General features: G+C 71.8%; 28 protein-coding genes and 1 pseudogene. 5 read left to right on the forward strand and 24 right to left on the reverse strand.

From position 1 onward, the window contains the following. Positions 1-46: 46 nt before the first annotated feature. The 4 genes from EBH09_RS16505 to EBH09_RS16525 all read right to left on the reverse strand — a co-directional run bounded on the left by EBH09_RS16505 (position 47) and on the right by EBH09_RS16525 (position 2,892). The gene (locus EBH09_RS16505; protein WP_121747742.1) at positions 47-532 is read right to left on the reverse strand and encodes a helix-turn-helix domain-containing protein; all 486 of its coding nucleotides are present in this window, start codon (positions 530-532) and stop codon (positions 47-49) included. Positions 533-1,091: 559 nt separating this feature from the next. Continuing rightward, on the reverse strand, positions 1,092-1,463 hold the full coding sequence (locus EBH09_RS16515; RefSeq protein ID WP_121747743.1) for a VOC family protein: 372 nt from the start codon (positions 1,461-1,463) through the stop codon (positions 1,092-1,094). Between the two features lie 199 nt (positions 1,464-1,662). Next, positions 1,663-2,328: a maleylpyruvate isomerase family mycothiol-dependent enzyme gene (locus EBH09_RS16520; protein WP_121747744.1), complete on the reverse strand. Its 666-nt coding sequence runs from the start codon at positions 2,326-2,328 to the stop codon at positions 1,663-1,665. A 204-nt stretch (positions 2,329-2,532) separates the two neighbouring features. Next, the gene (locus tag EBH09_RS16525) at positions 2,533-2,892 is read right to left on the reverse strand and encodes a helix-turn-helix domain-containing protein (RefSeq protein ID WP_121747745.1); all 360 of its coding nucleotides are present in this window, start codon (positions 2,890-2,892) and stop codon (positions 2,533-2,535) included. A 50-nt stretch (positions 2,893-2,942) separates the two neighbouring features. On the opposite strand from EBH09_RS16525, the gene EBH09_RS16530 reads away from it, so the two are divergent. After that, positions 2,943-3,836 carry an NAD(P)-binding domain-containing protein gene (locus tag EBH09_RS16530; RefSeq protein ID WP_121747746.1) on the forward strand — a complete coding sequence of 298 codons (894 nt, stop codon included), beginning with the start codon at positions 2,943-2,945 and terminating at the stop codon, positions 3,834-3,836. A gap of 15 nt (positions 3,837-3,851) precedes the next feature. Here the strand turns inward: EBH09_RS16530 and EBH09_RS16535 are convergent, their stop codons facing one another. The 5 genes from EBH09_RS16535 to EBH09_RS16555 all read right to left on the reverse strand — a co-directional run bounded on the left by EBH09_RS16535 (position 3,852) and on the right by EBH09_RS16555 (position 10,721). Beyond that, positions 3,852-5,912 (reverse strand): AAA family ATPase, encoded by a 2,061-nt coding sequence (locus EBH09_RS16535; RefSeq protein ID WP_121747838.1) that lies wholly within the window; start codon positions 5,910-5,912, stop codon positions 3,852-3,854. Positions 5,913-5,957: 45 nt separating this feature from the next. After that, the gene (locus EBH09_RS16540; protein ID WP_121747747.1) at positions 5,958-6,590 is read right to left on the reverse strand and encodes a TetR family transcriptional regulator; all 633 of its coding nucleotides are present in this window, start codon (positions 6,588-6,590) and stop codon (positions 5,958-5,960) included. 40 nt (positions 6,591-6,630) lie between these two features. Continuing rightward, the gene (locus EBH09_RS16545; RefSeq protein WP_121747839.1) at positions 6,631-8,730 is read right to left on the reverse strand and encodes an aminoglycoside phosphotransferase family protein; all 2,100 of its coding nucleotides are present in this window, start codon (positions 8,728-8,730) and stop codon (positions 6,631-6,633) included. 360 nt (positions 8,731-9,090) lie between these two features. Further along, positions 9,091-9,846, reverse strand: coding sequence for an HAD-IA family hydrolase (locus EBH09_RS16550; protein WP_238697336.1), 756 nt, complete (start codon positions 9,844-9,846; stop codon positions 9,091-9,093). Next, positions 9,846-10,721 (reverse strand): winged helix-turn-helix domain-containing protein, encoded by an 876-nt coding sequence (locus tag EBH09_RS16555; protein ID WP_121747749.1) that lies wholly within the window; start codon positions 10,719-10,721, stop codon positions 9,846-9,848. Before EBH09_RS16555 ends, EBH09_RS16550 begins: the two co-directional genes overlap by 1 nt. 141 nt (positions 10,722-10,862) lie before the next feature. On the opposite strand from EBH09_RS16555, the gene EBH09_RS16560 reads away from it, so the two are divergent. Further along, entirely contained in the window at positions 10,863-11,051 is a 189-nt protein-coding gene (locus tag EBH09_RS16560) for a hypothetical protein (protein WP_121747750.1), read from the forward strand. 11 nt (positions 11,052-11,062) lie between these two features. Here the strand turns inward: EBH09_RS16560 and EBH09_RS16565 are convergent, their stop codons facing one another. Further along, positions 11,063-11,974: a GntR family transcriptional regulator gene (locus EBH09_RS16565; RefSeq protein ID WP_121747751.1), complete on the reverse strand. Its 912-nt coding sequence runs from the start codon at positions 11,972-11,974 to the stop codon at positions 11,063-11,065. A gap of 153 nt (positions 11,975-12,127) precedes the next feature. Here EBH09_RS16565 and EBH09_RS16570 point away from each other — a divergent pair, with 153 nt between their 5' ends. Further along, complete coding sequence (locus EBH09_RS16570) at positions 12,128-12,313, forward strand: hypothetical protein (RefSeq protein ID WP_003974784.1); 186 nt, start codon at positions 12,128-12,130, stop codon at positions 12,311-12,313. A gap of 143 nt (positions 12,314-12,456) precedes the next feature. Here EBH09_RS16570 and EBH09_RS16575 read toward each other — a convergent pair whose 3' ends face one another. The 3 genes from EBH09_RS16575 to EBH09_RS16585 form a co-directional block, all read right to left on the reverse strand. Next, entirely contained in the window at positions 12,457-13,713 is a 1,257-nt protein-coding gene (locus EBH09_RS16575) for a GNAT family N-acetyltransferase (protein ID WP_121747752.1), read from the reverse strand. 93 nt (positions 13,714-13,806) lie between these two features. After that, positions 13,807-14,823, reverse strand: a complete 1,017-nt coding sequence (locus EBH09_RS16580; RefSeq protein WP_121747753.1) for an asparaginase — start codon at positions 14,821-14,823, stop codon at positions 13,807-13,809. A gap of 89 nt (positions 14,824-14,912) precedes the next feature. After that, entirely contained in the window at positions 14,913-15,533 is a 621-nt protein-coding gene (locus tag EBH09_RS16585) for an aerial mycelium formation protein (protein WP_121747754.1), read from the reverse strand. Between the two features lie 183 nt (positions 15,534-15,716). On the opposite strand from EBH09_RS16585, the gene dtd reads away from it, so the two are divergent. Continuing rightward, positions 15,717-16,142: a D-aminoacyl-tRNA deacylase gene (dtd, locus tag EBH09_RS16590; RefSeq protein WP_121747755.1), complete on the forward strand. Its 426-nt coding sequence runs from the start codon at positions 15,717-15,719 to the stop codon at positions 16,140-16,142. A gap of 31 nt (positions 16,143-16,173) precedes the next feature. Here dtd and EBH09_RS16595 read toward each other — a convergent pair whose 3' ends face one another. The 3 genes from EBH09_RS16595 to EBH09_RS16605 are packed head-to-tail and all read right to left on the reverse strand — an operon-like array spanning position 16,174 to position 18,195. Further along, positions 16,174-17,139 carry a folate-binding protein YgfZ gene (locus EBH09_RS16595; protein ID WP_121747756.1) on the reverse strand — a complete coding sequence of 322 codons (966 nt, stop codon included), beginning with the start codon at positions 17,137-17,139 and terminating at the stop codon, positions 16,174-16,176. 10 nt (positions 17,140-17,149) lie between these two features. Then, positions 17,150-17,587 (reverse strand): transcriptional repressor, encoded by a 438-nt coding sequence (locus EBH09_RS16600; protein ID WP_121747840.1) that lies wholly within the window; start codon positions 17,585-17,587, stop codon positions 17,150-17,152. Positions 17,588-17,619: 32 nt separating this feature from the next. After that, positions 17,620-18,195, reverse strand: a complete 576-nt coding sequence (locus tag EBH09_RS16605; RefSeq protein WP_121747757.1) for an FABP family protein — start codon at positions 18,193-18,195, stop codon at positions 17,620-17,622. A 260-nt stretch (positions 18,196-18,455) separates the two neighbouring features. On the opposite strand from EBH09_RS16605, the gene EBH09_RS16615 reads away from it, so the two are divergent. Beyond that, on the forward strand, positions 18,456-18,818 hold the full coding sequence (locus EBH09_RS16615) for a DsrE family protein (RefSeq protein ID WP_121747758.1): 363 nt from the start codon (positions 18,456-18,458) through the stop codon (positions 18,816-18,818). 52 nt (positions 18,819-18,870) lie between these two features. Here EBH09_RS16615 and EBH09_RS16620 read toward each other — a convergent pair whose 3' ends face one another. The 8 genes and pseudogenes from EBH09_RS16620 to EBH09_RS16660 form a co-directional block, all read right to left on the reverse strand. Continuing rightward, positions 18,871-19,824: a hypothetical protein gene (locus EBH09_RS16620; protein ID WP_238697337.1), complete on the reverse strand. Its 954-nt coding sequence runs from the start codon at positions 19,822-19,824 to the stop codon at positions 18,871-18,873. After that, positions 19,821-20,582, reverse strand: coding sequence for a hypothetical protein (locus EBH09_RS16625; protein ID WP_121747759.1), 762 nt, complete (start codon positions 20,580-20,582; stop codon positions 19,821-19,823). The genes EBH09_RS16620 and EBH09_RS16625 overlap by 4 nt, the downstream gene beginning before the upstream one ends. Further along, positions 20,579-21,406 carry a hypothetical protein gene (locus EBH09_RS16630; RefSeq protein WP_121747760.1) on the reverse strand — a complete coding sequence of 276 codons (828 nt, stop codon included), beginning with the start codon at positions 21,404-21,406 and terminating at the stop codon, positions 20,579-20,581. Before EBH09_RS16630 ends, EBH09_RS16625 begins: the two co-directional genes overlap by 4 nt. A 170-nt stretch (positions 21,407-21,576) precedes the next feature. Then, positions 21,577-21,843 carry a DUF3099 domain-containing protein gene (locus EBH09_RS16635; RefSeq protein ID WP_121747761.1) on the reverse strand — a complete coding sequence of 89 codons (267 nt, stop codon included), beginning with the start codon at positions 21,841-21,843 and terminating at the stop codon, positions 21,577-21,579. Between the two features lie 100 nt (positions 21,844-21,943). Next, positions 21,944-22,231, reverse strand: a complete 288-nt coding sequence (locus EBH09_RS16640; protein WP_121747762.1) for a DUF1416 domain-containing protein — start codon at positions 22,229-22,231, stop codon at positions 21,944-21,946. Positions 22,232-22,273: 42 nt separating this feature from the next. Further along, entirely contained in the window at positions 22,274-23,119 is an 846-nt protein-coding gene (locus EBH09_RS16645) for a sulfurtransferase (protein ID WP_121747763.1), read from the reverse strand. Between the two features lie 384 nt (positions 23,120-23,503). Beyond that, positions 23,504-24,241 carry a DUF2993 domain-containing protein gene (locus EBH09_RS16655; RefSeq protein ID WP_121747764.1) on the reverse strand — a complete coding sequence of 246 codons (738 nt, stop codon included), beginning with the start codon at positions 24,239-24,241 and terminating at the stop codon, positions 23,504-23,506. Between the two features lie 198 nt (positions 24,242-24,439). Further along, a pseudogene (locus EBH09_RS16660) lies at positions 24,440-25,212 on the reverse strand (hypothetical protein); the annotation flags it as partial.

Here is a 25,212-nt window from a genome sequence, read left to right on the forward strand (position 1 = left end):
TGAGGGTTTGTGGTGGTCCCGCGCCCGGCCGGCTACTCGCTCCCGCTCATCCGGCCGTCTGCTGCGGGCCGGCGTCACTGCCGCCGGTCGTACGTGGGCCGAGGCCCGGTATGGAGGCCCCGCCTTCGGCGGCGTCGCCCGCCGTCGCGTCCTGAGCCGGCACCTCGTCGTCGGCGTCGGTGCCGAATCCGTTCTCCTTGCGGAAGGACTCGTAGATCTGGAGCAGCACCTGCTTCTGCCGCTCGTTCAGCGAGGGATCGGCGAGGATGACCGCACGCGTCTCCACGTCGTCCCGGTCGCGCTCCGCGTCGAGGATCCCCGCGCGCACGTACAGCGTCTCGGCGGAGATACGCAGCGCCTTGGCGACCTGCTGGAGCACCTCCGCGCTCGGCTTGCGCAGCCCGCGCTCGATCTGGCTCAGGTAGGGATTGGACACGCCCGCGGCATCGGCGAGCTGCCGCAGCGACAGCTGCGCGTTGCGCCGCTGCTCGCGCAGGTACTCACCGAGATTGCCGACGTTGAGCGATGCCATGCCTCCACGATGCACCACACCGCTAACTATTGCAAGCATGCGCTTGCAATAGTGTGCCTTCGAGCGTCGGACCGTGCACCCGGGCGCCGGACCGCTGTCGTGTCTCTGCGATGTGTAGGCAAGTTCCGGAGTGTTCCGGTCACGTGTAGGTACGGCGGTCACTGCGTTTCTACGGTCGAAGTGGCTGGTCGCCGTCGTACCGGAGGCCCGGCTGGATGTGCGCGAGGTGTCGGCGGAGGACGTTGAGCTGGCGTACGTCAGCACGGCCGGCATCCGTGAGCGGGGATCTTTGGGGCGTCTGCGGCCCGTGCGGTTCGAGTCGGTGCGGCCCGAGCGCCGGTTCCCGGCCTTTCGTGGTCAGGGGAACTGGTGCGGCTGGTACTGGTCGGCGACCTGCGGCGGGTTCGTCCGCCGCGCCGACGGCACGGGCTTGGTGGTGGACGTGCGTCCGGACGAGCGGAGGGCCGCTGCAAGCGTTGGCCGGGCAGAGCGTTCACCGCGGCCCCGAACGTCGCCCAGCGGGACGACCCCGGCCAACGCGCCCCAGGCAGGGCGCCGATCAGCGCAGGCTGATGCAGAACGGATGCCCAACCGGATCGGTGAGGACCCGCGCCTTGCCCCCATGCGGTTGGTGATCCGGCATGCCCGCACCCAGCTCCAGCAACCGGGTCTCCGCCACGTCCAAGTCCTCGTCGACCTTGAAGCAGATGTGAAGCTGCTGGGGAACGATCTGGTCGGGCCAGCTCGGAGGCCGATAGTCGTCGACCCGCTGAAACCCGATCAAGAGTTCGTGCTCACCGTTGAGGCCCGCGAAGTCGGCGTCCGACTTCGGGTGCAGTTCAAGGCCGGTGGCCTGCTGATAGAACGCCGCCAAAGCCAGCGGATCAGGGCAGTCGAGCGTTATTGCAACCAGCTTCATCTGCAGGGACATGGCGCCTCCGGGCCGATCGGTGGACTTCCGCGATCAACACCCTAGAGGCGGCTACCTACAGTTGAGCGGGACACCGACCGCCCTCCCGTCCCACTCAACCGTAGGCACCCCAGGTCAGAGCCTTACTCTGCCCACAGTTATCTGGGACAGGACAACCGCGCGCGTCCCGGTGCCGGACCGCGCCCCTGCCGGCGCGCGGTCACACCGTCTCGCAGCGACCGCGGAGCAGCTCCGCACCGTCGCCGTCGAGTTCGTCGCAGTACGTCGCGCGGCCGGTCATGGCCATCACCAGGGACAGGGTGGGGCCGGACACGAGCGGCCCTGAACCGGTCGCGAAAGGACCGTCGTCCGCTACGAGCCGCAGCCCGTCGACGCGCCCCTTGGCGAGGACCACGAGATCCGATCCCCGGTAGTACTCGGCCACCCGGGTGACGACCTCGACCGGGTGGTCGCGGCGGATGCCCAGCGGACGCCGGATGTCCTCTCCGTGCACGACCGTCTCGCCCAGCATGGCCAGGGCGGGCAGGGGAGGCTTGGTGGTGCTCGGAACGACGCGCCGGAAGCGCTCGAGGGTCTCGGCCGGGGTCGTGCCCAACTGCTCGGCCAGCCGCACGGCCACCTGCTTGTCGAAGTCGAACCGGCAACGGATCACCCCCGCCATCCAGCGCACGGCGTTGAGGCTCGCGCCCGCGGTGAGGTGGGCGAGCACCTCACGCACCGTCAGACCCACGCAGAGCGACGGCGTTTCCCAGCGCTCCTCGGTCATGTCCCCGAGATCGGCCGCCAACGCGGCTCGCTCGGCGTGGATCAGGGGCCAGGCCCCGGCTCCGCGACCGCGGGGCGCTGTCACTGCCGGATCAGTCATACGGGAGGTCTCCTGTCACGGGGCCGGTCATGGGCCGGTCACGAGGGCGTACTTCGACACCGCGCCCGGCACGGGTGTTCGTGAGGAAGACCGGTACTCCGGAGCAAAGTCATCGCCCGGGACAGGACGGCGGCCCCTACCCACTTTTTTGTGCGTACTTGGCAGCGCGCACCCCTCGGCCGAAGCTGAAGGGGCGGGTGATCGTCAGGAGGCCGCGCGGGTGGCGGACTCCGGCCCGGCCAGCCTGTCCAGGCGCCGGTGGCCCCAGTCGGAGAGAGGAGAGAGGGCCTCGGCGAGATCGCGGCCGAACGCGGTCAGGGAGTACTCCGTCTTCAGCGGAAGCACGTCGTACACCCGCCGGTCCACCAGTCCGTCCGCCTCCATCTCGCGCAGCGCCTGGGTCAGCACCTTCTCGGTGAGGCCGGGCGCCCGCCGGCGCAGTTCGGCCGGCCGCCGCGGGCCGGACTCCAGCAGCCACAGCAGCGTCGTCTTCCACTTGCCCTCGATCACGGCGATCGCGGCGGTCACTCCGCAGACGTTCGGATCCTGACGCCGGTGCGTCATGCCGTGCCCCTTTCATCAGCAATTGTTCACTACGTTACGGGAGTTGAAGCATGTCCGTGCACACCGACCAGTCTGCCGCCGCCGTCACCGTTCTCGGCCTCGGTCCGATGGGCCGGGCGCTGGCCGAGGCGTTCGTGGCCGCCGGGCTGCGGACCACCGTCTGGAACCGCACGCCCGGCCGGGACGCCGACCTGGCCGCCCGGGGCGCGGTCTCGGCGCGCTCCGCGGAGGAGGCGGTCGCCGCTTCCCCGCTGACCGTCGTCTGCGTGGTGAACTACGACGCCTCGGACGCCGTACTGCGCCAGGACGCCGTCACCGCCGCCCTCAAGGGCCGTACGGTCGTGAACCTGAGCGCCGACACCCCCGAGCGGGCCCGGGACACGGCCGAGTGGGCCGGCCGGCACGGCGTCCGCTACCTGGACGGCGCGATCATGACGCCGACCCCGACCATCGGCACGGACGACGCGGTGTTCCTGCACAGCGGCCCCGAGGAGCTGTACCGGGAGCACCGGCCCGTGCTGGCGGCGCTCGGCGGCGCCCACACCCACCTCGGCGAGGACCCCGGGCGGGCCGCGGCCTACGACATCGCGCTGCTCGACATCTTCTGGACGGCCATGGCGGGCTACACGCACGCCCTCGCCGTGGCCCGGGCGGAAGGCGTCACCGGCGCGGAACTCGCCCCCTTCGCCCAGGGCATCGCCGCGATCCTGCCGCCGCTGTTCACCGAGTTCGCCGCCGACACCGACGCCGGTTCGTACTCGGGCGAGCTGAACCCGATCACCTCGGCCGCGTCGACCATGGCGCACGTCGTCCACGCCTCCGAGGCGCACGGCATCGACGCGAGCGTGATGCGCGTGATCGAGGGGCAGGCCCGGCGGGTCATCGCGCTCGGGCACGGCACGGACGGGTTCACCCGGGTCGCCGAGGTGATCGGCCGGAGCTGACCCGCGCTCGGCACGTCAGAAGGGCAGGGGCCGCCCGTGCACCACGTCCAGCCGGGACACCGCGCGGGTGAGCACCACGTACAGCCGGTGCAGGCCCCGCCCGCCGGTGCCCTCCGCCTCCGCGATCGCCGCCGGTTCGACGGCGACGACGTGGTCGTACTCCAGTCCCTTGACGACAGTCGCGGGCACCACGGCCACCCGGGCGCCCAGCGCCTCCGGTCCCGCCGCCGCGATCCCGGCGGCGGCGAGTGCGTGCCGCGTCCGGGGCACGTCCGCGTCGGCGGCGACGACACCGACGGAGCCCTTCCGGGCGAGAGCGCCCCGTACGGCGTCGACGACCGCGCTCCCGACCTCCCCGGGCGCGACGGGGCGCATCGTCAGCTCGCCGTCCCCGCGCGCGGAACGGGCCGCCGGCACGTCCACGTCCAACCGCGCCAGCAGCCGGTTGGCGAGGCCGACGACCGCCTGCGGCACCCGGAAGCCGGTGGTCAGCGGCGTCACGGTCGCGTCCGGCCGGCCCAGGTGCGCGAGGGTCGTCCGCCACGACCGCGCCGCCCACGGCGTGGTCCCCTGGGCCAGGTCGCCGAGGACGGTGAGCGATCCGAAGGCGGCCCGGCGGGCGATGGCCCGGCACTCCATGGGGGAGAGGTCCTGGGCCTCGTCGACGACGATGTGCCCGTAGCCCTCGGGGTGTTCGAGGAGCCCGGCGACCTCGTCGAGGAGGACCAGGTCGGCGGCGGACCAGCGGGCCGACCGCCACGACCGCGGCGCACCGGCCGCCGTCCACCGGACCGCCTTCTGCTCATCGTCGTCCAGCAGCCCGTCGGCGGCCCGCGCCAGCGCGTCGGGGTCGCCGAGCAGCCGCGCGACGACCTCCTCGGGACGCACCCGGGGCCAGACGGAGTCGAGGTACGCGCCGACCGGCCGGGACCGTTCGATCCGGCGCACCCAGGCGTCCGTCCGCGGCCCGGCGCGCCGCTCGGCCAGATCCTGGACGTACCGCACCATCCGGGCCCGCACCCGCTCCCGCCCGACGGCGTACGGCGGTTCCTCGTCCCGTACGTCCGCCACGATCCGGGCCGACTCGTCGGCCGGGACCCGCCAGCGGTAGGAGCCGTCCGGTACGGCGAGGGAGCCGGCCGCGTCGACGGCCACGCGCGCGTACAGGGCGCGGCGCAGCACCTCGGCCATCCGGGCGTCGTGCTTGACGGCGGCGGCCCGCTCGTCGTCGGCGCCGGTGACCGGGTGCCGGGCGATCTCCCGGGGGAGCGTGGACTGCCGTACGCCGGTCTCGCCGAGGGCGGGCAGTACCTCGGCGATGTAGGAGAGGAAGGTGGGGTTGGGGCCGAGGATCAGCATTCCGCCCCGCCGGATGCGCTGCGGGTGGGTGTAGAGCAGGTACGCGGCCCGGTGCAGTCCGACGGCGGTCTTTCCCGTGCCCGGGGCGCCCTGGACACAGACCGTGGCGGTGAGGTCCGCGCGGACGAGGTCGTCCTGCTCGGGCCGGATGGTGGCGGCGATGTCCCGCATGGGTCCGACGCGGGGCCGTTCGATCTCGCGGGCGACGATGTCGCTCGCCCGGGACTCGCCGCGGCCGAGCCGCTCGTCCTCCAGCCCGGTGAGGTCGGCCGAGTCCCCACGGCTGCCGGGCGCCCAACCGAAACGGCGGCGGACGGCGACACCGCGCGGGTCGTCGGCGGTGGCCTGGTAGAAGGCCCGGGAGACGGGGGCGCGCCAGTCGACGACGAGGGGCGGGGCGGCAGGGTCCTCGGTGACCCGCAACCGGCCGACGTGCAGTCCGGCGGGGTCGCCGCCGGTGTCCGTGTCCTGAGCCGCGGCGAAGTCCAGCCGTCCGAAGAACAGCGGCCCCTCGGGCAGTTCACGCAGCCCCTTGGCCCGGCTGCGCAGCCGGTGGCCGAGCACCTCGGCGTCGGCACCGGAGGCGGAGACGTCCTCGCCGGTGACCACGTGGTCCCCGGCGCCGTCGACCATGGCGGCGAGAGCGGTACGACAGCGGTCGTGGTGGGCTCGTTCCTGGGCGAGGGCGTGCTGGAGGGCGGAGTCGGGTGACGTCATTCCGTCGACCATACCCGAATAGCGTTACTGAGTTACATTTTTTACTCAGACGCGAGACGCGTCGGGTTCCGGCCGGTCGAGCCCCGGCAGCCCCGCCGCCAGCCTGCCGAACGCCCGCTCCGCCGCCGCCACGGCATCACCGCGCACCTTTGCCACACCCTCCCCGCCCGCGATCCGGCGCCAGTTCTCCTGCGCGAGGATCCGCCGCACGGCGATGATATGCCCGGCGGCCAGCCTGGCCTCCAGGTCGCCGCCGAGGGCCTCGGCGAGCGCGTTCTCCGACCGCTCAAGGTGCGTGTGCAGCCGGGCGACCAGGGCGGGGGTGCCGTAGAGCAGCGCGTGGAAGGCGAGTACGTCGGGATCGTCACTGAGCCCGGTCACCGGGTCGGACCGCTCCAGCCCCGCCAGGAAGTGCCTGCGCAGCGCGGCGAGCGGCGCCGGCCCCTCCCCCGCCACCCGTGCCGCCTCGCCCTCGTGGTCGGCGATGCGGTGCAGGACGAGGTCCTCCTTCGCCGGGAAGTACCGGAAGAGCGTCGGCTTGGACACCTCGGCCGCGGCGGCCACCTCGGCGACGGACACCGCTTCGAACCCCTTCTCCACGAAGAGGCCGATGGCGATGTCCGACAGCGACTGGATCGTCCGCTGCCTCTTGCGCTCACGCAGGCCGGTCTCCACCATGCGACGACCCTACGCCGGGTCCGCCGGCCCCGGTGACGGCTCAGGCCTCCGCCGGGACCAGGGCCGCCCGTGGCCCACCGTGGGCTCCGTGCGGCAGCGCACGGGCGAGGTGGGGATTGGCCATGGACCTGCCCGGCAGACCGAGGGCCGCCGTGGCCTCGGCCAGCGTCATCGCGTAGGCCTGGACGGCGCGCTTGACGTTGGGCGCCTCAAGGCCGGCGCCGGTCACCAGGCGGTGGAGGTCGATGTAGGCGGAGCGGACGGTCTCGATCCACCGGTACACACGCCAGTCGTCGTGCCAGTTGCGGGCGCAGTCGGGCGGCAGCCTGCGCTCCCACCGCCGGAACATGCGGTCGCGGATCTCCGGCCGCGTCGGCGTGAGGTGCATGTGGCGGACGAGGTCGTACAGGGGATCGCCCACCATGGCCATCTCCCAGTCGATGAGCGTCAGGCCCCCGTCCGGGCGGCGCACCAGGTTCCACGGGTTGAGGTCACCGTGCAGCAGTACGGGCCTGCGTCGGCTCAGGGTGTGCCGGGTGAGGATCTCGGCCAGCCGCACGTTGTCCGGCAGTCCCAGTTCGCGGGCCAGTTCCATCGTGGCCTTGGGCAGCTCGCTCACCATGCGCACCAGCTCGCCGCGCAGCCAGGGATAGAAGGCGGCCCCGTTCAGCGGGTCCAGCTCTCCGCACTCGACCTCGGCCAGCTCGCCCAACTGGTCCACGAGGTCGTCCGCCTCGTGCGGGCGCAGCCCGTGCTCGGGGTGCTCCGGGGGGCGGAAGCCGCCGGCCGGACCTTCATAGGAGTGGATGGTGAACTGCTCGCGCAGCCCGCTGGTACCCAGGGCCAGCACCCGCGGAGCCCGTACGCGCGCCCCGGAGCGTTCGATCGCCGTCAGCACGGCGTGCTCGCTGAGGAACCGGCGCTCCAGGGATTCGGCGGTGCCCACCTTCCGGCGGACCATGACGGGGAAGCCGACGCCCTCGACGTGCACGGCCGTGTTCAGATGTGCGGTCCCCTTGAAAACCCGGTCGGCGGCGGCCGCGCCCTCCTCCAGCAGTGCCCGGCCGACCGCCCAGGCGGGGAAGTCGCCGCGGACGCGGACCCTTCGGTCGCGCTCCCACACGATCTGGTCGAGGGTCCGCTCCCGGCCGGGCCGGACGCCGTGCGACTCGTTCCACCGGAAGAGGATGCGCTCGATGGCCGCCTCGTCCGGCACGTTCCTCAGACGCAGCGGTTCCTCCGCGGCCACCAGCGCCCGGCGCACCGCCCGGGTCGCGGCGTCCAGGTCCCGCTGTTCGAATCGGTCGCCGAGCGACTTCGCGGCCCGCATGACGTCCGGATAGACGGACTGGGCCCGCTCGAACGCCACGTAGTGCCTCAGATCCCGGTCCAGGCCGTTGACGGCCCTGCCGCGCCGTTCCCCCATCACCTTGCGCCACGCCTCGATGACCTCCGGCCACTGGTAGTCGGGGTAGCGCATGCGCACCAGGTGGTTGGCGAGGTCGTGGAGGGGGTCGCCGTAACTGGCGAGTTCCCAGTCGACGCAGATCAGTGGGGGGTTCCCGCCGTAGGGGACGATCACGTTGTCCCGGTGCAGGTCCGTGTGGAGCAGGCTGAAGGGGCGGCTGACGAGCGTGGGCACCCTTTCGGCGAACCGCACCATGGCGTCCTGCGGAATGCCCAGCATGGCGAACAGGCCGCCGAACTCCGCCCGGTTGCGCTGCCTGATCTGCTCCTCGGCCGCCAACGCCAGCGCTCTGAGGAACGCGCTGCCGTCCCGGCTGGACCGGGGCCAGGAGACCGGCAGCGGAGGCAGGTGCTGCCTGCGCACCTGAGTCATGTCGGCGAGCAGCCCCGCCAGGGCGACGATCAGGTCGTGGTCGACGGGCGTGTCGCCCGGGCAGACGCTCGACAGGGGCACGCCCTCGACGTAGCTGAGGACGACGACGTCACGGTGCTTGGCCAGACAGCGCGGGACGTTGTCCAGCACACCCCAGATGCGGTTGAGCAGGTCGGCCTCGTCCTGCCAGGTCCGGATCACCACCGGCAGGGCGGACGGGACGCGTTTGCGGACGGTGACCGGCGCGCCGTTCTCGGCGGCGACCAGCCGCGAGTCCTCGGCGGTGAGGGGACGCACCATGTAGTTGAGGTTGTGGTGCCCCCGTCCGAACCGCCCCAGTGCCGTCGCGTGGGCGAGAAACCGGTCGAACGCCTCGTCCGCCGCCCGCTCCAGCGCCGGCTTGCCAAGCGGGGACGGACGACTCACGGAGTGCTCCAGGAGGGACTTGCGACGCGCCAGATCTTCATGCTGCGACGAAGAAAGTGGGCACACAGTACAGCCAGGACACGTGACCCACTGGAAGTACTCCAGTATTCGGAACGCACTTGAGCAACTCGGGTGACCGGAACGGGCGAATCGACCCCCGCCAACCGGACGCCGGACATCCGCCGCACGGGCTCGGTCGGCGGCCCCGGCCCGAGAACGTCCCGACGTCGTGACTCAGGCGTGGCCCCGCGCCCCGCCGTCCTCCCACAGCAGCCTCAGTACCGGCTCCAGTGAGTGCACGACCGTCTCCGCGCCGGCCTGTCTCAGGAGCTTCGCCTTCTCGTCGTCGCGTGCGTAGCCCAGGAACGGCACCCCGGCCCGCCGGGCGGCGGTCAGGTCGGAGGTGGTGTCGCCGACCATCAGCGCCTGCCCGGGGGCGGAGCCCATCGCTCTGAGGGCCCGGTTCAGGCAGTACGGGTCGGGCTTGAGCAGGTGCAGGTCCCGGGTGCGGCCGTAGATGTGGGAGGCGAAGCAGTCCAGCAGGCCCCGCGTGGCGAGGTACTCGGCCACCACGCGCGGCGAGTTGTTGGTCGTGACCGCCAGTCCGACCCCCAGCGCGCTCCAGGTCCGGATCAGGGGGTCCGCGTACGCCGTCGGCCGCGCGGTGGGCACGGCGCGCAGCTCCTCACGGGTCAGCCGCTCCTCGAAGTCGGCCGCGAGATCACTGCGGTGCCGCCTGCGGTCGACCGCTCCCAGCAGGACGTGCGGATCCGGATGGACCCGCTCCTCCTCGCTCAGCAGCTCCTTCAGCCCCAATCGCGCCAGCCAGTCCACCAGTTCGGCCGCGACCCGGTCCGCGGAGTAGCCCGCGAACAGCCTGCAGACGGGGCCGTCGAAGTCCAGGAGGACGACCCGGGCGCCCAGGACCAGATCCCTCAGCCCATCGGCCCGCCCGGCCACCGGTTCCGTCTGATCCGTATCGGAAGTCACTAGGAGAGTGTCATGTCCGAGGTGATGGTTTCCCAGAGGGCGTCGAACCACTTCTGTGATTCCTCCACGAACACCGCGTCCCGGTGGCCCGCCCGCTTCAGGAAGGAGAACAGCAGCGACTGGGAGCCGAGGGCGTCGTACATCTCCAGCGTCCTGCTCTCGTACTCCTCCTCGCGCCGGGTGAGCATGTAGTAGCCGAGGAGCGCCTCGTCGCCGTTGAGCAGGTAGAGCTTCATCGGCGGGGTGAAAGGCAGTGCGCGGAAGGCGATGTGCACGTCGACGCGGTGGGTGGAGCGTACGGCGTGCAGGTTGTGCTGGAGCACCCGGGCCTGGGCGTTGCGCATCTGGAGCCAGCGCTGGTGGACCGGGTTGTCCTCCTCGTCCTCGACCAGGACGGGGAAGGCCAGTTCGATGTCCCGCGACGGCATCAGGACGCGGAAGTCGATGGACTCCGGGTGGATGCGGCCCTCGTGGATCAACCGGAGCGGCTCGCTCAGGGCCAGCATCAGCGTCTCCGAGGTGTGGCACACGACGTCGACCCGTACCCGCGGTGCCGAGAACGCCTCCGACAGCCGCGGTCCGAGCGCCACCATCGTCGGCTGCGGCTCGCCCCGGGGCGTGGCCGGCTCGGCGATGCGGGGCGGGCTGCCCTTGCTGACGTTGGTGAGCAGGCCGTCCTCCTGGAGCGCCCGCAGGGCCTGGCGGACGGTGCCGCGCTCCACCTTGAACTCGTCGGCCAGCTCGGCCTGGGTGGGCAGGCGGTCGCCCGCCTTGAGGTCGCCCCCGCGGATCCGTTCCCGCAGGATCTCGGCGATCTCCTGGGACGAGAGCCTTCTGCTGCCGTTCACGGACACGTTCTCCTGAGTCACGACCAAACGCTACAACTTCGACCTACCTACAGGGAGTTGTTTGAAACTTGTTTATAGGTAGCAGCCAAGTGGGGACAACATAGGCAGAGTTGGTTGCCAACTTGGTCTAGTTGGCGGAAGTCCCAAACTTCCGAAGGGGGAAAGACCATGCCCGTTCTCGCCCTTGTCTCCGCGGTCCTCGTCGTCGCCTTCGAGCAGATCGTCCAGTGGAGGTACGGCGCCTCCGGCATCGTCGGCCTGCTCCTGCTCACCATCGGCATCAAGGCCAAGAGCCCGTCCGTCAGCTCCGTCGGAGCGGTGGTGCTGGCCCTGCTGGTCGCGGGTCCCGCGCTGTGAAGGGGAGATGATCAGGCGGTGAGCAGCAGCTCCGAACTGATCGTCTCCCAAAGCGCGTCGAACCACAGCCGCGACTGCTTCACGAACGCCCCGTCCCGCAGGCCACCGCCCTGCTCGAAGGCGAACAGCGTCGAGCGGACGCCCTCCGCGTCGTACGTCTCCATCGGCTCGTGGTCGATCTCCTGCTCACGCCGGCTGAGGGTGTAGTACGCGAAGAGTGCCTCGGCGCCGTTGAGCACGTACAGCTTCACCGGCGGCGTGAAGGGCAGCGCGCGGAACGTCACGCGCACGTCGATGCCGTGCGTCGCCCGCAGGCCCAGCAGGTTGTGCTGGAGCACCTGGCCCTGGGCGTTGCGCATGGCCAGCCACCGCTCGTGCACCGGGTCGCCGGACCCGCGGCCCGCCACCGCCACCGGGAAGGCCAGTGCGATGTTCCGGCTCGGCAGCAGGACACGTACGTCGATCTTGGCCGGTTTCAGTCGCCCCGCGTGGATCAGGCGCAGTGGTTCGCCGAGGGCGAGGGTGAGGGAGACCGAGGTCAGGCACAGGGCGTCGATCTCGACGTGCGGGGCGGCGAAGGCCTCGGCGATCCGGGGCGCGAGCGCGGCCGTGGTGGGCATCGGCGGCGCCACGGGCCCGGTCAGGGCGCTGTGGAGGTCGGGCGCGACGGTCGCGGGGCTCCCCTTGGACACGTTGGTGAGCAGACGTTCCGACTGCAGGATGCGCAGGGCCTGGCGGACGGCGCCGCGCTCCACGCCGAACTCGTCGGCCAACTGGGCCTGGGTGGGCATGCGCTGGCCCGGCTGCAGCCGACCGGACCTGATCCGGGCGCGCAGTTCGTCGGCCACCTCGCGGTGTGTTCTCTGTGGCCGCTGCGGTCTCTTCCGCCCGTTGACGGGGGCATGTTCCGGCTCCACGACCAAACACTACAACTTCTCGCCATCTTTGGGCAGTTCACGAGAAGGTGGTTATGAGACGTGCCCAAGCGGAGATAAGTACAGTGAAGTTGGCAGCCAACTTGAGCAACGTGGTCGGACCCGCAAGGGGTTGGCCACCACGGTGACAGGGGGTCCACCATGCCGCTCATCGCCATCGTCGTCGCCGCTCTGGCCATCGGGTTCGAGCAGCTCGTGCAATGGAAGTACGGGCCCATGGGCATCATCGCGTTCGTCGCGCTGTCCATCGGCATCAAGGCGAAGAACACCATGATCGGCGGTGTGGGCGCGGTGATCCTCGTGATGCTGCTCGCCCAGTCCGGCTGAACCGACGTACTGCTGTCCGGGCCCCCTTCCGGAGGGGAGCCGGGAGCCCGGACAGTCAGTCGGCACGACGCACGACAACCACAACCGAAGAGCAAGCGCTACGGATGCGCACACCCACCCGTCACCGGCAGAAGGGAGCCACCTCAGAACATGTCCGGGCACCAAGGCCGCCTGGACGTACGCAGCAGGGCGTCGGCCACTCGGGCGGCGCCCGCTCGTTCTTCCCGGACCCGGCCGAGCGCGGCCAGCCGTACCGCCGACTCGTCGCCCAGCCACAGCGCCGCCAGCTCGGCCACGTCGAGCACGAGGTGGGCGCTCTCGGTGGTCGGCGTGCAGGACGCGCCGTCCGCTCCCGCCTCCAGCCGCCACCGCCCGCCGGTCAGCCCTCCCCGGTCCACGACCTCCAGCACCAACGAGCCCTGCCCCTCGTACGTCCGCGCCTCCAGCGCCCGTACGACGTCCAGGACCCGCACCCACAGCCAGTCCGCCTGCGTGGTGATCCTGGCCGCGCGCGGGTCCGGCAGGAGGTGCGGGAGCAGGTCGTCGGGGGCCCGCCAGCCGCTCTTCAACGTCATGACCCAGTCGATCGAGCACAGGTAGCGCCACAGCGCGCGCTCGGCGTCCGGCGTCACGGCCAGCAGCCAGTCGACGGTCGCCGTGTTCAGCGGCTGCTTGGCGTCGCCCCATCTGGCGTCGGCCCGGTACGAGGCCATGCCCTCGACCTCGCCGTCCGCCGAGCGGTACACGGCGTAGAAGGGCTCGGTCCACGGTGTGCCGTCCGTGCTCACGACCCCGGTCCGGATCTGCCACCACAACTCGGACCGGCTGACCGCGCCCGGCTGGACCCGGCGCAGCCGCTCGTGCAGTTCGGGGCCGAGCTTGCGGACGTCCTCGCCGTCCACGAGGTCGATCCGGCCGCCGTCCTCCGGGGCCGCCCAACGCGCGTCGAGACCGGCGCGCGGCACGTCGACGGTCCACTCGGTCATGGTGGTGGCGGGGCCGAAACCGTAGCGGCCGTAGATCGGGTACTCGGCCGCGATCAGCGTCGCGACGACGTCCCCGCGGTCCTTCGCCGCCGCCAGGTCCTGCGCCATCATGCGGGTGAGCAGGCCGCGGCGGCGGTGGGTCGCGGTGACGGTGACGTTGGAGATGGCGTCGGCCTGTACGGGCGTGCCGCCCACGGCGGTGACCTGCTGGTCGAAGGACCGGAAGGTCGCCACGCACCGCTCACCGTCGAAGGCGCCGAGCGACCGGCCGGGGACGAAGAGGTTGCGGCGGGCCTCCAACTGCTCCGCGCCGACGGCGGGCGGCATCAGGAACCCGGTGTTCAAGGCACGCTGCCAGTCGGCGAACTCGGCCTCGGTGATGGGACGTACGTCGATGTCGGTGCGGCGGGTCATGAGCTCACGGTAGGTCGGCGACCGCCCCGGCGTCGCGCGGATTTGCCCGGCCCGGCGTCCCGGGCGTGCGCGCTCTCCGAGAGTCACCCGCTCTCAGAAGGCCGCCCGGACCTCCCCCACCTCGCGTCCGCCGCCCAGCAGGGGCGCACGGCCGATGCGGTCGACCACCGGACCCTCCACGCCCAGCAGCGTCAGCGCGCGGGCCAGTACCGGGCCCAGGGCCCGCGCCGCGCCGTCCTCGACCTTGAAGGCCAGGGCGCGGCCGTCCGGCAGGGCCACCGCCTGGACGGCCTCCGCGCCCATCTTGGAGAGCGCGCCGGGCACCTCACGCATCAGCCAGGTGTCGGCGCGGCGGGTACCGGCGACGTACTCGGGGTGGGCGCGCATCGCGTCGGCGACCCGGCGCTCGGCCGATCCCGGCTCGGCACCGGCGAAGGAGCGGAAGGCGCGGGCCAGCCCGACCAGGCTGACCGCCATCAGCGGCGCCCCGCACCCGTCCGTGCCGACGGCGGCGACCGGCTCGCCCGCCGCGTCCTCCACAACCCTGTGGATGATCCTCTGGAGCGGGTGCTCTGGGTCGAGGTACGACTCCAGCGGCCAGCCCCGCCGCGCGCAGACGGCCAGCATCGCGGTGTGCTTGCCGGAGCAGTTCATGGTGATCCGGTCGGGCCCCGCGCCCGACGCCAGGTAGGTCTCCCGCTCCTCCGCGTCCAGGGGCAGGTCGGGCGGGCACTGGAGCAGGTCCGGGTCCAGGCCGTACTCGTCCAGCATCTTGCGGACCAGGCCGCGGTGGAAGGGCTCCCCGGAATGGCTCGCGGCGGCCAGCGCCAGCCGCTCCCCCGCGAGGTCCAGACCCGCGCGCAGGACGCCCGCCGCCTGCATCGGCTTGTTCGAGGAGCGCGGGAAGACCGGCGCCGTCACCTCCCCCAGCGCCAGCTCCACGGCGCCGTCGGCGCCCAGTACGACCAGGCTGCCCCGGTGCCGCCCCTCGACGAAGCCGGACCGGACGACCTCGGCGAGGACGGGCGGTACGACCGGCGCGAGGGCGGACGTGGGCGCGTGCTGGGACGGCTGGGCCGTCGGGGGAGGGAACGGTTGCGACGCGGGCATCGGCGGTGGCCTTCCGGACGGACGGCCCGCCGCGGCGACGGCCCGGGATCGCCGGGCTGCGGAGGGCGGCTCCGGAAGCCGCCCTCGTGTCACACGAGCAGGTCGTCGACTTGTGCTTCCCCCTCACGGTACCGGCGTGCGATCTCCGCGCTGCAGTCGTCGGCCGTACGCTGCAGCCGCTGCCGCCGACGGGAGACCTGCTGTTCGTAGCGCACGAGCCGGCCCATTCCGGCGGTCAGCTCGACGTCGGTGCGGGCCGTCAGGTCGGACAGCTCGACCTCGCCGAGCATCTCCGCGGCCAGCCGCCGGCACTCCTCGCTCCGTGGCGTGCCGAGCGTCACGTGCCGCGCGGAGGAACGCTGCCGGGCCGGCGCGTCGGTCAGGATCTCCGACAGCCGCTCGACCACGGGCCCCTTGGCAGCGGTCGTCACCACGGACGCCGGACGGCGCCGCGCGAGCTCGGCACGCAGAATGTCGATACGGCCCTGCAGCAGCCGCCGTACGTAGCTCAGGTCGGCCTCCTCGCGCTGCGCGTCCCGGCGCAGCGCGCGCAGCTCCGGCAGGCTCAGCGCGATCAGGTCGCGCCCCGGAGGATCCGCGGGCAGCTCCGGGCTGTCCGTGCGCTGCACGGGCGGCCGGGGCGCCTCCAGGCCACCCGGATATGTCAACGCGACAGTCCCAAGCGGCTGCCCCGTACTCGGTGTGCTCATGTGCCTCTACCGTCCGTCCCCTCGACCGGCCTCTGGAGAGCATCGTGCCACCCCAAGTGGCCGCTATGTGACCGAGTGCCCACGATCGGCCCCGATCGGCCCCAGATGGGGGGTTAGGGAGCGAAAAAACCCCGGTACGGGCCCGTGTGCCCACACCCTGGGGGCGCACGGCATCATGACGGGATGCGTGCAGTGGTACAGCGGGTGGACGGCGCGGACGTCGTCGTGAACGGCGAGACCGTGGGAGCGATCGACGGCGAGGGCCTGTGCGTCCTGGTCGGCGTCACCCACGACGACACCGAGGAGAAGGCGGCGCAGCTGGCCCGCAAGCTCTGGTCGGTGCGGATCCTGCACGACGAGAAGTCGTGCAGCGACATCGACGCACCACTTCTGGTGATCAGCCAGTTCACCCTTTACGGCGACGCCCGCAAGGGCCGCCGCCCCACCTGGAACGCCGCCGCGCCCGGCGACGTGGCCGAGCCGCTCGTAGACGAGGTCGTCGCGCGACTGCGCGCGCTGGGCGCGACCGTGGCGACGGGCCGCTTCGGCGCCCAGATGCGGGTGTCGCTGACGAACGACGGCCCGTTCACGGTGATCGTCGAGGTCTGAGGCCCCGGGCTCCTCCCGGGGCCCCTCGCTCTCAGGGCTCTACGACCGTCTCCTGGGCCGCCGCCGTCTCCTCCGCCATCAGGCGGGCGTCCACCGGGACGTTCCGCTTCACCAGGGCGAGGGCGACCGGACCCAGCTCGTGGTGGCGTACGGACGTGGTGACGAAGCCGATCTTCCGGCCGTCGGGGCCGTCGTCGGCGAGGCGCACCTCGGCGCCGTTCGGCGGCAGGTGGACCTCGCTGCCGTCCAGGTGCAGGAAGACCAGGCGGCGCGGCGGCTTGCCGAGATTGTGCACCCGGGCGACGGTCTCCTGCCCCCGGTAGCAGCCCTTCTGGAGATGGACCGCCGTCCCGATCCAGCCCAGCTCGTGCGGGATGGTCCGGTGGTCGGTCTCGAAGCCGAGGCGGGGGCGGTGCTGCTCGACGCGCAGCGCCTCGTGCGCGAAGATCCCGGCCGGCGGGCCGGCCCGGTCGGCGAACGCCTCCAGCTCCTCGCGCGGCAGGAAGAGGTCACGGCCGTACGGCGTCTGCCGGACGGCGACGCCCTCGGGGACCTCGGTGATCGAGCCGGCCGGCAGGTGCACGACCGCGGTGTCGGCGGTGCGGTCGGCGACCTCGACCCGGTAGAAGAACTTCATCGACTCCAGGTAGGCGATCAGCGCCTCCTGGGTGCCGGGTTCCACGTGGGCCCAGACGGTCGTGCCGTCGTCGACGAGGTACAGGGCGTGTTCGATGTGGCCGTTCGCGGAGAGGATCAGCGCCTCGGTGGCCTCACCGGCCGGCAGGTCGCTGACGTGCTGGGTGAGCAGCAGGTGCAGCCAGGTCAGCCGGTCGTCGCCGGTGACGGCGACGACGCCGCGGTGGGAGAGGTCGACGAAGCCGGTGCCGTCGGCGAGGGCACGCTGCTCGCGGAACAGGTCACCGTAGTGGGCGGCGACGCCTTCGTCCACGCCCTCGGCTGGGACGGCGCCGGGCAGGGACAGCAGGGGGCTCTTCATAACCTCTAGCCTACGACTCGGTAGTTGAACCCTTCAGGGAGCAGTCCTTGCACCTGCCGAAGATCGCGAAGTGCTTCAGGTCGGTGTCGAAGCCGAACTGCTCCCGCAGCTTGGCGGTGAACTCGGCGGCCACCGACAGATCGGCCTCGATCACGTTGGTGCAGTCCCGGCAGACCAGGTGGATGTGGTGGTGCCGGTCGGCCAGGTGGTAGGTGGGCGCGCCGTGCCCGAGGTGGGCGTGGCTGACCAGCCCCAGCTCCTCCAGGAGCTCCAGCGTGCGGTAGACGGTGGAAATGTTGACCCCCGACGCCGTCTTCCTCACTTCACCGAGGATGTCGTCGGGGGTCGCGTGCTCAAGGGTGTCCACGGCTTCGAGGACCAGCTGCCGCTGCGGGGTCAGCCGGTAGCCGCGCTGCCTGAGATCGCTCTTCCAGTCGGTGCTCACCACACCCACGAGTCTAGGACCTCTTGGGCGGGGTCCTACTTGAAGAAGGCGATCCCGTCGTCGGGCATGTCATCGGGCAGGGCCTTGGCCCAGCGCTCGACGTCCTCCGGGGTGACGACCTTCTTCAGGTGCGCCGACATGTAGGGGCGCAGCTCGACCTCGGGGGTCTGCTTCTCGCCCACCCACATCAGGTCGCTCTTGACGTAGCCGTACAGCCGCTTGCCGCCGGTGTAGGGCCGCGAGGCCGCGGTGCGGGCCACCGCGTCCGTGACCAGGTCGATCTGGGGCTTCTGGTCGGCCAGTTCGCCGTACCAGATCTCGATGACGCCGTCGTCGCGGGTCATCGTGGCCTCGACCCGGCGGTTCGCGTCGATGCGCCAGAAGCCGTGCTCGGACTCCAGCGGGCGGACCTTGTTGCCGTCGTTGTCCAGCACCCAGGTGTGCGACCGGTACTCCAGGAAGTCCCGGCCGTCGTGGGTGAAGGAGACCTCCTGGCCGAAGTTGCACTTCTCGTCGCCGGGGAAGTCGTGCACGCCCGCGCCGGCCCAGTCACCCAGCAGGAAGACGAGGGGGACGAGGTCCTTGTGCAGGTCGGACGGGATCTCGATCATGAGCGGTACTTCCTGGCGTCGGTGATCAGCGCTGGCCCTGGTACAGCTTCTTCACGGTCAGACCGGCGAAGGCGAGGACGCCGACGCAGACCAGGACCAGCAGGGCTTCGAAGAAGATCTCCACGGGGTGCTCCTCGGTAAAGCGGAGTGCGGTGCGTGCGCCGGGTGCGCTACATGCACAGGGCCGTGGCCCAGCTTACGCGGCCCGGGGCGGCGCCACTTTGTGAGGTGCGCCCTCCAGTGCGCCGTACGATGCGGCCATGGCGAAGAAGCTCGTGATCAAGGTGACGGCGGGCGCCGACGCGCCCGAGCGGTGCTCCCAGGCGTTCACGGTGGCGGCGGTGGCCGTGGCCAGCGGGGTCGACGTCTCGCTGTGGCTGACCGGCGAGTCCGCCTGGTTCGCGCTGCCGGGCCGCGCGGCCGAGTTCGACCTGCCGCACGCCGCGCCGCTGCCCGACCTGCTGGACTCGATCCTGGCGGGCGGCCGGCTGACCCTGTGCACCCAGTGCGCGGCCCGCCGCGACATCACCGAGAAGGACGTCCTCGACGGCGTACGGATCGCCGGCGCCCAGGTCTTCGTGCAGGAGGCGCTGGCCGACGACACGCAGGCCCTCGTCTACTGACCCTGCCCGGTCACGCAGCGTCCGTCCGGGTGCTGCGCGCCGCGCGGGGCCGTCAGCGGAGCAGCAGGGACTGCAGAGCCACGGTCTGCTGGAAGGGCACCGCCTCGGCCCCGCCCTTGCGGCTCTGCAGGACGACGGCCAGCACGTCACCGGCGCCGAGGTATGCCTGGCGGACCTGTTCGGTGCCGTAGGGCTCGGGTTCGGTGTACAGGAAGTACGACAGGTCCTCGATCTGGGCCTCCGTCGGGAAACCGTCGTCGGGGACGGCCTCTTCGGCACCGCGCACGGCGTAACGAGGGCCGCTGTACGACGCGAGATGACGGTTGCGCAACTCGTCCACAACGGCCGCGGTGTCGAACTGCAGCAGGTAGACACGGGTGCGGGTGCCGTCATCGGTGGTCCAACCGCGAGCGGCGATGTGGCGCAGCCCGTGGTCGACGAGTTTCTGCCGCAGTTCGTCGTGTTCCGCGGTGTCCCGGTACTCCTTCAGGAAGACGTCCGTCGCAAGCCAGCCGTCCGTGCCGTGCAGCTCCCCGTCGGCCTTCGCGCCCTCGGGCGCCGGCAGCACGAGGGCGCGAAGGTCGGCGTAGTGGGTACCTGCCCTGTTGGCTTCGGCGAACGGTCCGGGGCTGCCGGACGGCAGCGGCGGCCTGGTGAGCGTGGGGTAGGACCAGCGCCCGTCCGACTGTGTCGCCAGCCCGGGTACGTCCGTCCGGTCCGTCCGTGTGATGCCGTACGCCGTCGCCGACCCGACGGCGGCGAACACGGCGACCGCCGCGGTCCAGCGCAGCACGGCACGCAGCGCACGGCGGTCCTTCGTCACCACCGGGGACGTCCTCGCCGGATCGGCGTCCCGGAACACGGGCGGCGTGTCGGGCATGGGCGGCAGGGCCGGTGGGACCGGACGAGCCGCCTGCTCCGTCGACTCAGCCTGGTCCGTCTGGTCCGTCTGCTCCGTCTGGTCCGTCTGCTCCGTCTGCTCCGTCTGCTTCGCCTGCTCGGTCACACCGCCTCCCCGGGCTCAGCGATGCGGTCGAGCTGCTCGGTCAGCAGCGCGGCGACACTCTTGGCGCCGAAGGGCCGCACGCCCTCGCCCGTGGCGGAGACCAGCACGTCGCCTCGATAGGCGGCGCAGAACATCATGTCGAGTCCTTCGTCCGAGTCAGCGGGCAGGCGGTAGCACCGGGCGTCCTTGTGGCCCTCGATGCGCGGTCCCGCCCGGAAGGCGTCCAGGGCTTCGAAGAACGCGTTCTGGCCGGCCGCCCCGGAACGCACGGCCGCCCGGTCCTCCATCCGGGTCAGCACCACGGTCAGGGAGAGGGCGCCCGTCAGTTCGCCGTCGTGGAAGCCCCCGGTGCTGGCGTAACTGCGCATGGCCACGCCCGTGATGTGCCGGCGTTCGATCTCCTTCTCCACTTCCCTGCGCTGCGAGCGGGGCAGGCCGCTCAGCGACTCCTTGCTCAGAGCGGTCGCCTGGGCGCCGCTCAACGCGACGTCCGCCCCGAACTCCCCGAGGTCGGGCCCACGCGTCCAGCCGTCGGGACGGTACGGCACGAGGACCCGGGCCAGTCCGGTGGCTCCGGCCGCCGGCTGCTTGTTGTCCGCCGCGCCCTCGGGGGACGCCCAGACGGGCGCGCCCGCGTCCCGGGCGGCGTCCTCGACCTTGTCGACCGTGTACCCGACGGCACCGACGACCGTCGCGACCAGCAGCCCGCCCGCGACGACACCGGCCCACCGCCCGCGCCCCGCCCGCTTCTCGCTCACAACCGCTCCATCTGCCGCTCGGCCAGATCCATGATCAGCTTCTTGTCGATCCGCTTCGTGCCGGTCACCCAGACCTCCATCTGGATGTCGCCACGCCAGGCGTGCGCCTCGGCCGTGTACACCGGCGCGGAGCCCGGCTCGGCCTCGGGGCGGTTGTGCACGAACGCCTCGCCGTCACCGGTGCCGGGAATCCCCCATCTGTCGGTGTCCTCCTCCCGAGCCCATCCGGCCCAGTGCCGGCCGTTGTCGCCGGCCTCACGGGCCGACATGACCTCTTCCTGACGGAACTGGATCAGGCGGATCTCGACGCTGTAGTCGTCCCCGACGTCCCAGCCGGTGACGGCCGCCCGGCGGAACTCGTCGTGGATGTACTGCGAGAACTGCTCGTCCGGCCTTCCGAAGGTTTCGGCGTAGGTCGCGAGGTCCATCCAGCCGTCGACGCTCTTCAGCCACTCGGCCTCCCGCGCCCCCTGCGGCTTCTTCAGCAACAGCTCACGCAGGTCACCGTCGGTCCGTACCCTGCGGTCCTGGTCGGCGGGCAGCGGTTCCGGTGCCTTCCCGGCGCTGCGCGCGAGCGTGGCCTGCGACAGCGGCGGCAGCTTCGTCGGCTCCCGGTCCGCCTGCACGAGTACTCCCGCGCAGGTACCGCCGACCAGGCCCAACACGGCGGCGGCGGTGATGAGCAGGGCCGTACGCCCGCGCCGCCGGCGTCGTCCCGCCCCCTCGACGGACCCGGACGGACCCGCGCCGCCGATCGGCGGCGTGCGGACCTCCGGTGGCGTCGGCGCGGCCGGTGCCGCGGGTGTCGCCGGTTCCTCTTCCATGACGTCCCCCCACAGAACGTGAAGTGCGCGTTCCGTATGCGCGCACCCAGGAGACCCGCAGCCGACGACCGGGGTTGCGGCGATGTTGATCACGATTCGGCCCCGACGCCGGGCAGCCGGGGCGGCGCCGGGCACCCGGTGCGCGGCCCGGGCCCGACACGCAGGCGCCGCTACTGGGAGTGCGGGCGCTTCTTTCCGTCCAGCTCGTCCCACCACTCGTCGGACTTCGGGTCGCCGGAGGGGTCGTCCCACCAGCGGTCGTCGGGGCCGCGGCGATTGGCGACCATCGCGGCGAGCGGGGGGATGACCATGGCGACCAGGCACATGCCGACGGCCGCGGGGACCGACCAGAGGCGGACGACGCCCCAGGCCAGGACGAACAGGGCGATGCAGACGCCCATCATCACGAAGTAGCGATGCCGCCGCCGCGCGTACATACGTCCCAGGGTAGGTCCGGACACGCCGAAGGGCCGCACCCCGGGCGTCCGACCCGTGGGGTGCGGCCCTTCGGCCGTCGCTTGCCGCTGCCGCGTGCCGTCAGACGGCGATCGCGACCTCCGCCAGTCCGCCCTGCTGGGCGACGACCGTGCGGTCGGCGCTGGCGCCCGGGACGAGCGCCCGTACGGTCCAGGTGCCCTCGGCCGCGTAGAAGCGGAACTGGCCCGTCGCGGAGGTCGGGACCTCCGCCGTGAACTCTCCGGTGGAGTCCAGCAGACGGACGTAGCCCGTCACCGGCTCGCCGTCGCGGGTCACGTGACCCTGGATCGTGGTCTCACCGGGCTTGATCGTCGAGGCGTCGGGGCCGCCGGCCTTCGCACCGCACATGTCGTACTCCTGTCGGGGGTCGGAAGAGGTCGGTCGGGTTGCTTACTTCGCGGCGCCGAGCTCGATCGGCACGCCGACGAGGGAGCCGTACTCGGTCCAGGAGCCGTCGTAGTTCTTGACGTTCTCCACGCCCAGCAGCTCGTGCAGGACGAACCAGGTCAGGGCCGAGCGCTCACCGATGCGGCAGTAGGCGATGGTGTCCTTGGCCAGGTCGACCTGCTCGTCGGTGTAGAGCTGCTTGAGCTCGTCGTCCGACTTGAAGGTGCCGTCGTCGTTGGCGTTCTTCGACCACGGGATGTTGCGGGCGGACGGGACGTGGCCCGGACGCTGCGACTGCTCCTGCGGGAGGTGGGCCGGGGCGAGCAGCTTGCCGGAGAACTCGTCGGGCGAACGGACGTCGACCAGGTTCTGCGCGCCGATCGCCTTGACGACGTCGTCGCGGAAGGCGCGGATCGCGGTGTTCTGGGGCTTGGCCTTGTAGTCGGTGGCCGGGCGCTCGGGCACCTCGTTGCCGTCGACCAGCTCGCGGGCGTCCAGCTCCCACTTCTTGCGGCCGCCGTCGAGGAGCTTGACGTTCTCGTGGCCGTACAGCTTGAAGTACCAGTAGGCGTAGGACGCGAACCAGTTGTTGTTGCCGCCGTAGAGGACCACGGTGTGGTCGTTGGAGATGCCCTTCTTCGACAGGAGCTTCTCGAAGCCCTCCTGGTCGACGAAGTCGCGGCGGACCGGGTCCTGGAGGTCCTGGGTCCAGTCGATCCGGATCGCGTTCTTGATGTGGTTCTTCTCGTAGGCGGACGTGTCCTCGTCCACCTCGACGATCGCGATGCTCGGGTCGTCCAGGTGGTCCTGGACCCAGTCGGCGTCGACCAGGACGTCGCTGCGGCTCATGATTTCTCCTCCGGGGCAGTTGCGGCGGGGCGTGCGGTGAGAAGGTGTGCGCGCTCGGGCCGTGCGGCGGCGCGCGGGTGCCCTGGGCAGGGCGGTGAGAGGGACGGACGGCGGCGTCGCCGTACGCTCAGAAGGTGCGACAGAGCATGGCGGCAACGCGGCACAGGTCCACTGCCCGCCGCTTCGTGAGATCCGCCTGTCGCTTCATGGGTACCGATCGTAGGGACGGATACCGGGCCATGTCACCGGCGTGTCGCATCATGAGACGGGATCGTCCGCGATGTGGGATCGATCGGACGGCGGAACGTCGCCGCATGCTCCCCGGGCCGGGGTGCTCACCATCGCATCTACGGTACGGACGACGCCGTCTCGCCTGTCGGACGCTTACCCGGCCAGCTCGACGTTCGAACCCTTCACCGTGATCTCGACGCCGTCCTTCGCCGCCTCGACCTTGTCCAGCTCGATGCCGCCCGGCAGTTCGTCGATGGTCTGCTGGAAGTCGGTGATGGCCCGGATCCGGGACTCGGCGAACTGCTTGCCGCCGATCTCCGGCAGGCCGTCGGCGACGACCTCCACGTCGTTGTCCTTGACCGTGACCGAGCTGAGCACCTCGACCGGCTCGGGCACTTCGACACCGAGCACGGTGGCCTGGAGAGACACCTTGATCTTGCCGTTGCCGCCGTCGGAGAGGCCGACGACCTTGGCGGTGATGCCGGGCGCGATGTCCGTGGGCTCGGACTTGGTGGCCTTCATCAGCTCGTCGTAGCCGACGGTCGCGGTGCCGGTGGCGGTGGCCGCGGTGGCGGAGCTGTAGTCGCCGGAGAACTCGACGCCCTTCATGTTCGCGCGCAGGTGGTCGATACGGATCTTCTCGCCGCCGTCGCCGGTGGACGCCTCGTAGTCGTCGATGCCGATCTCGACGTCGTCCAGCTCGCCGCCGGCGACCTGGGTGAGGAACGGGAAGCCGTTGATGGAGACGTCGGGCGTCGAGGGCAGGTTCTCGGTGCTGCGCAGCTTGTCCGCCGCCTCGCCCTCGGCGAAGTTGACCGCCACACGGTCCGCGATCACGAAGAGCCCGCCCAGGATCACGACGACGATCAGCAGTATTCGCAGTGCACGCATGCGGTGTTCCCCAACCCTGGGCGGTCAACGACGGCGGTCCCCGACGACCGGCGGCCGTCCAGCGCGAGGGTAACGCGGCCGGACGGGGCCGCCGGGGTTTTGTCGATCACCTGTGACAGGGGTGCGGGGGCCGGTGCGGGGGCAGACGCCCGGCCCGGAGGACGCCGCCGGGCAACCGGCGTCCGGCCGGGAAGCGGGTCAGGCGAGGGCCCTGCCGAGCACGTACACCGCCGGTGCCGCCGCCGCGAGCGGCAGGGCCACGCCCGCTGTGAAGTGGACGAACCGGGAGGGGTAGTCGTAGGCCGCCACCCGGTGGCCGATCAGCGCGCACACCGCCGCGCCCGCCCCGAGCAGCGCCCCCGACGTCCCGAAGGCCGTCATCGAGCCGACCGCGATCCCCGCACCGGCCGCCGCGAGCAGCGCGACGACCACGGAGGCCGGCGTCGGCAGCGGCAGGGCACGGGCCACGACGGCCACGGCCACCGCGATCGCGCCGACCGTCACCGCGTCCGCGTCGGCGGCGAGGAATCCGCCCGCGACGATCGCCAGGGCCGCCGCGGCCACGGTCGCGATCAGGCCGTACATCCGCTCGTCGGGGTCGGCGTGCGAACGCAGTTGCAGTACGAGGGACAGCAGCACCCACACCCCGAGCGTGCCGAGGATCGCCGCCGGGGAGCGGTCCGACACCAGCAGCGCCGCGTCGGCGGCGAGCGCGCCCGCGAAGCCCAGCGCGATGCCCTGCCGGGCGGGCCACATGCCGTTCAGGCGGAACCAGCCCGCCGCGGTGACGGCCTGGAGGGCGACGAGCGGGACGAGCAGAGCGTACGTGCCGAGCACCGCTCCGCCCGCCAGCAGCAGCCCGAGCAGCGCCGTGAGCCCGGCCGGCTGCATCCCCGGGTCGATGATCGGCGAACGTCCCTCGGCGCGGGCGCGCTGGGCGTCGGTGACCCGCGTGTTCCCGGCGAGGGTCG

This window comes from Streptomyces sp. E2N166 (genome assembly GCF_003671715.1).
Lineage (GTDB): Bacteria > Actinomycetota > Actinomycetes > Streptomycetales > Streptomycetaceae > Streptomyces > Streptomyces thinghirensis.

What these genes read in the sequence shown, in the direction of transcription:
- EBH09_RS16505 (WP_121747742.1), bottom strand. Translation starts at nt 532, where the DNA reads ATGGCATCGCTCAACGTCGGCAATCTCGGTGAGTACCTGCGCGAGCAG.
- EBH09_RS16515 (WP_121747743.1), bottom strand. Translation starts at nt 1,463, where the DNA reads ATGTCCCTGCAGATGAAGCTGGTTGCAATAACGCTCGACTGCCCTGAT.
- EBH09_RS16520 (WP_121747744.1), bottom strand. Translation starts at nt 2,328, where the DNA reads ATGACTGATCCGGCAGTGACAGCGCCCCGCGGTCGCGGAGCCGGGGCC.
- EBH09_RS16525 (WP_121747745.1), bottom strand. Translation starts at nt 2,892, where the DNA reads ATGACGCACCGGCGTCAGGATCCGAACGTCTGCGGAGTGACCGCCGCG.
- EBH09_RS16530 (WP_121747746.1), top strand. Translation starts at nt 2,943, where the DNA reads ATGTCCGTGCACACCGACCAGTCTGCCGCCGCCGTCACCGTTCTCGGC.
- EBH09_RS16535 (WP_121747838.1), bottom strand. Translation starts at nt 5,912, where the DNA reads ATGACGTCACCCGACTCCGCCCTCCAGCACGCCCTCGCCCAGGAACGA.
- EBH09_RS16540 (WP_121747747.1), bottom strand. Translation starts at nt 6,590, where the DNA reads ATGGTGGAGACCGGCCTGCGTGAGCGCAAGAGGCAGCGGACGATCCAG.
- EBH09_RS16545 (WP_121747839.1), bottom strand. Translation starts at nt 8,730, where the DNA reads ATGGTGCGTCCCCTCACCGCCGAGGACTCGCGGCTGGTCGCCGCCGAG.
- EBH09_RS16560 (WP_121747750.1), top strand. Translation starts at nt 10,863, where the DNA reads ATGCCCGTTCTCGCCCTTGTCTCCGCGGTCCTCGTCGTCGCCTTCGAG.
- EBH09_RS16570 (WP_003974784.1), top strand. Translation starts at nt 12,128, where the DNA reads ATGCCGCTCATCGCCATCGTCGTCGCCGCTCTGGCCATCGGGTTCGAG.
- EBH09_RS16575 (WP_121747752.1), bottom strand. Translation starts at nt 13,713, where the DNA reads ATGACCCGCCGCACCGACATCGACGTACGTCCCATCACCGAGGCCGAG.
- EBH09_RS16580 (WP_121747753.1), bottom strand. Translation starts at nt 14,823, where the DNA reads ATGCCCGCGTCGCAACCGTTCCCTCCCCCGACGGCCCAGCCGTCCCAG.
- EBH09_RS16585 (WP_121747754.1), bottom strand. Translation starts at nt 15,533, where the DNA reads ATGAGCACACCGAGTACGGGGCAGCCGCTTGGGACTGTCGCGTTGACA.
- dtd (WP_121747755.1), top strand. Translation starts at nt 15,717, where the DNA reads ATGCGTGCAGTGGTACAGCGGGTGGACGGCGCGGACGTCGTCGTGAAC.
- EBH09_RS16595 (WP_121747756.1), bottom strand. Translation starts at nt 17,139, where the DNA reads ATGAAGAGCCCCCTGCTGTCCCTGCCCGGCGCCGTCCCAGCCGAGGGC.
- EBH09_RS16605 (WP_121747757.1), bottom strand. Translation starts at nt 18,195, where the DNA reads ATGATCGAGATCCCGTCCGACCTGCACAAGGACCTCGTCCCCCTCGTC.
- EBH09_RS16615 (WP_121747758.1), top strand. Translation starts at nt 18,456, where the DNA reads ATGGCGAAGAAGCTCGTGATCAAGGTGACGGCGGGCGCCGACGCGCCC.
- EBH09_RS16630 (WP_121747760.1), bottom strand. Translation starts at nt 21,406, where the DNA reads ATGGAAGAGGAACCGGCGACACCCGCGGCACCGGCCGCGCCGACGCCA.
- EBH09_RS16635 (WP_121747761.1), bottom strand. Translation starts at nt 21,843, where the DNA reads ATGTACGCGCGGCGGCGGCATCGCTACTTCGTGATGATGGGCGTCTGC.
- EBH09_RS16640 (WP_121747762.1), bottom strand. Translation starts at nt 22,231, where the DNA reads ATGTGCGGTGCGAAGGCCGGCGGCCCCGACGCCTCGACGATCAAGCCC.
- EBH09_RS16645 (WP_121747763.1), bottom strand. Translation starts at nt 23,119, where the DNA reads ATGAGCCGCAGCGACGTCCTGGTCGACGCCGACTGGGTCCAGGACCAC.
- EBH09_RS16655 (WP_121747764.1), bottom strand. Translation starts at nt 24,241, where the DNA reads ATGCGTGCACTGCGAATACTGCTGATCGTCGTCGTGATCCTGGGCGGG.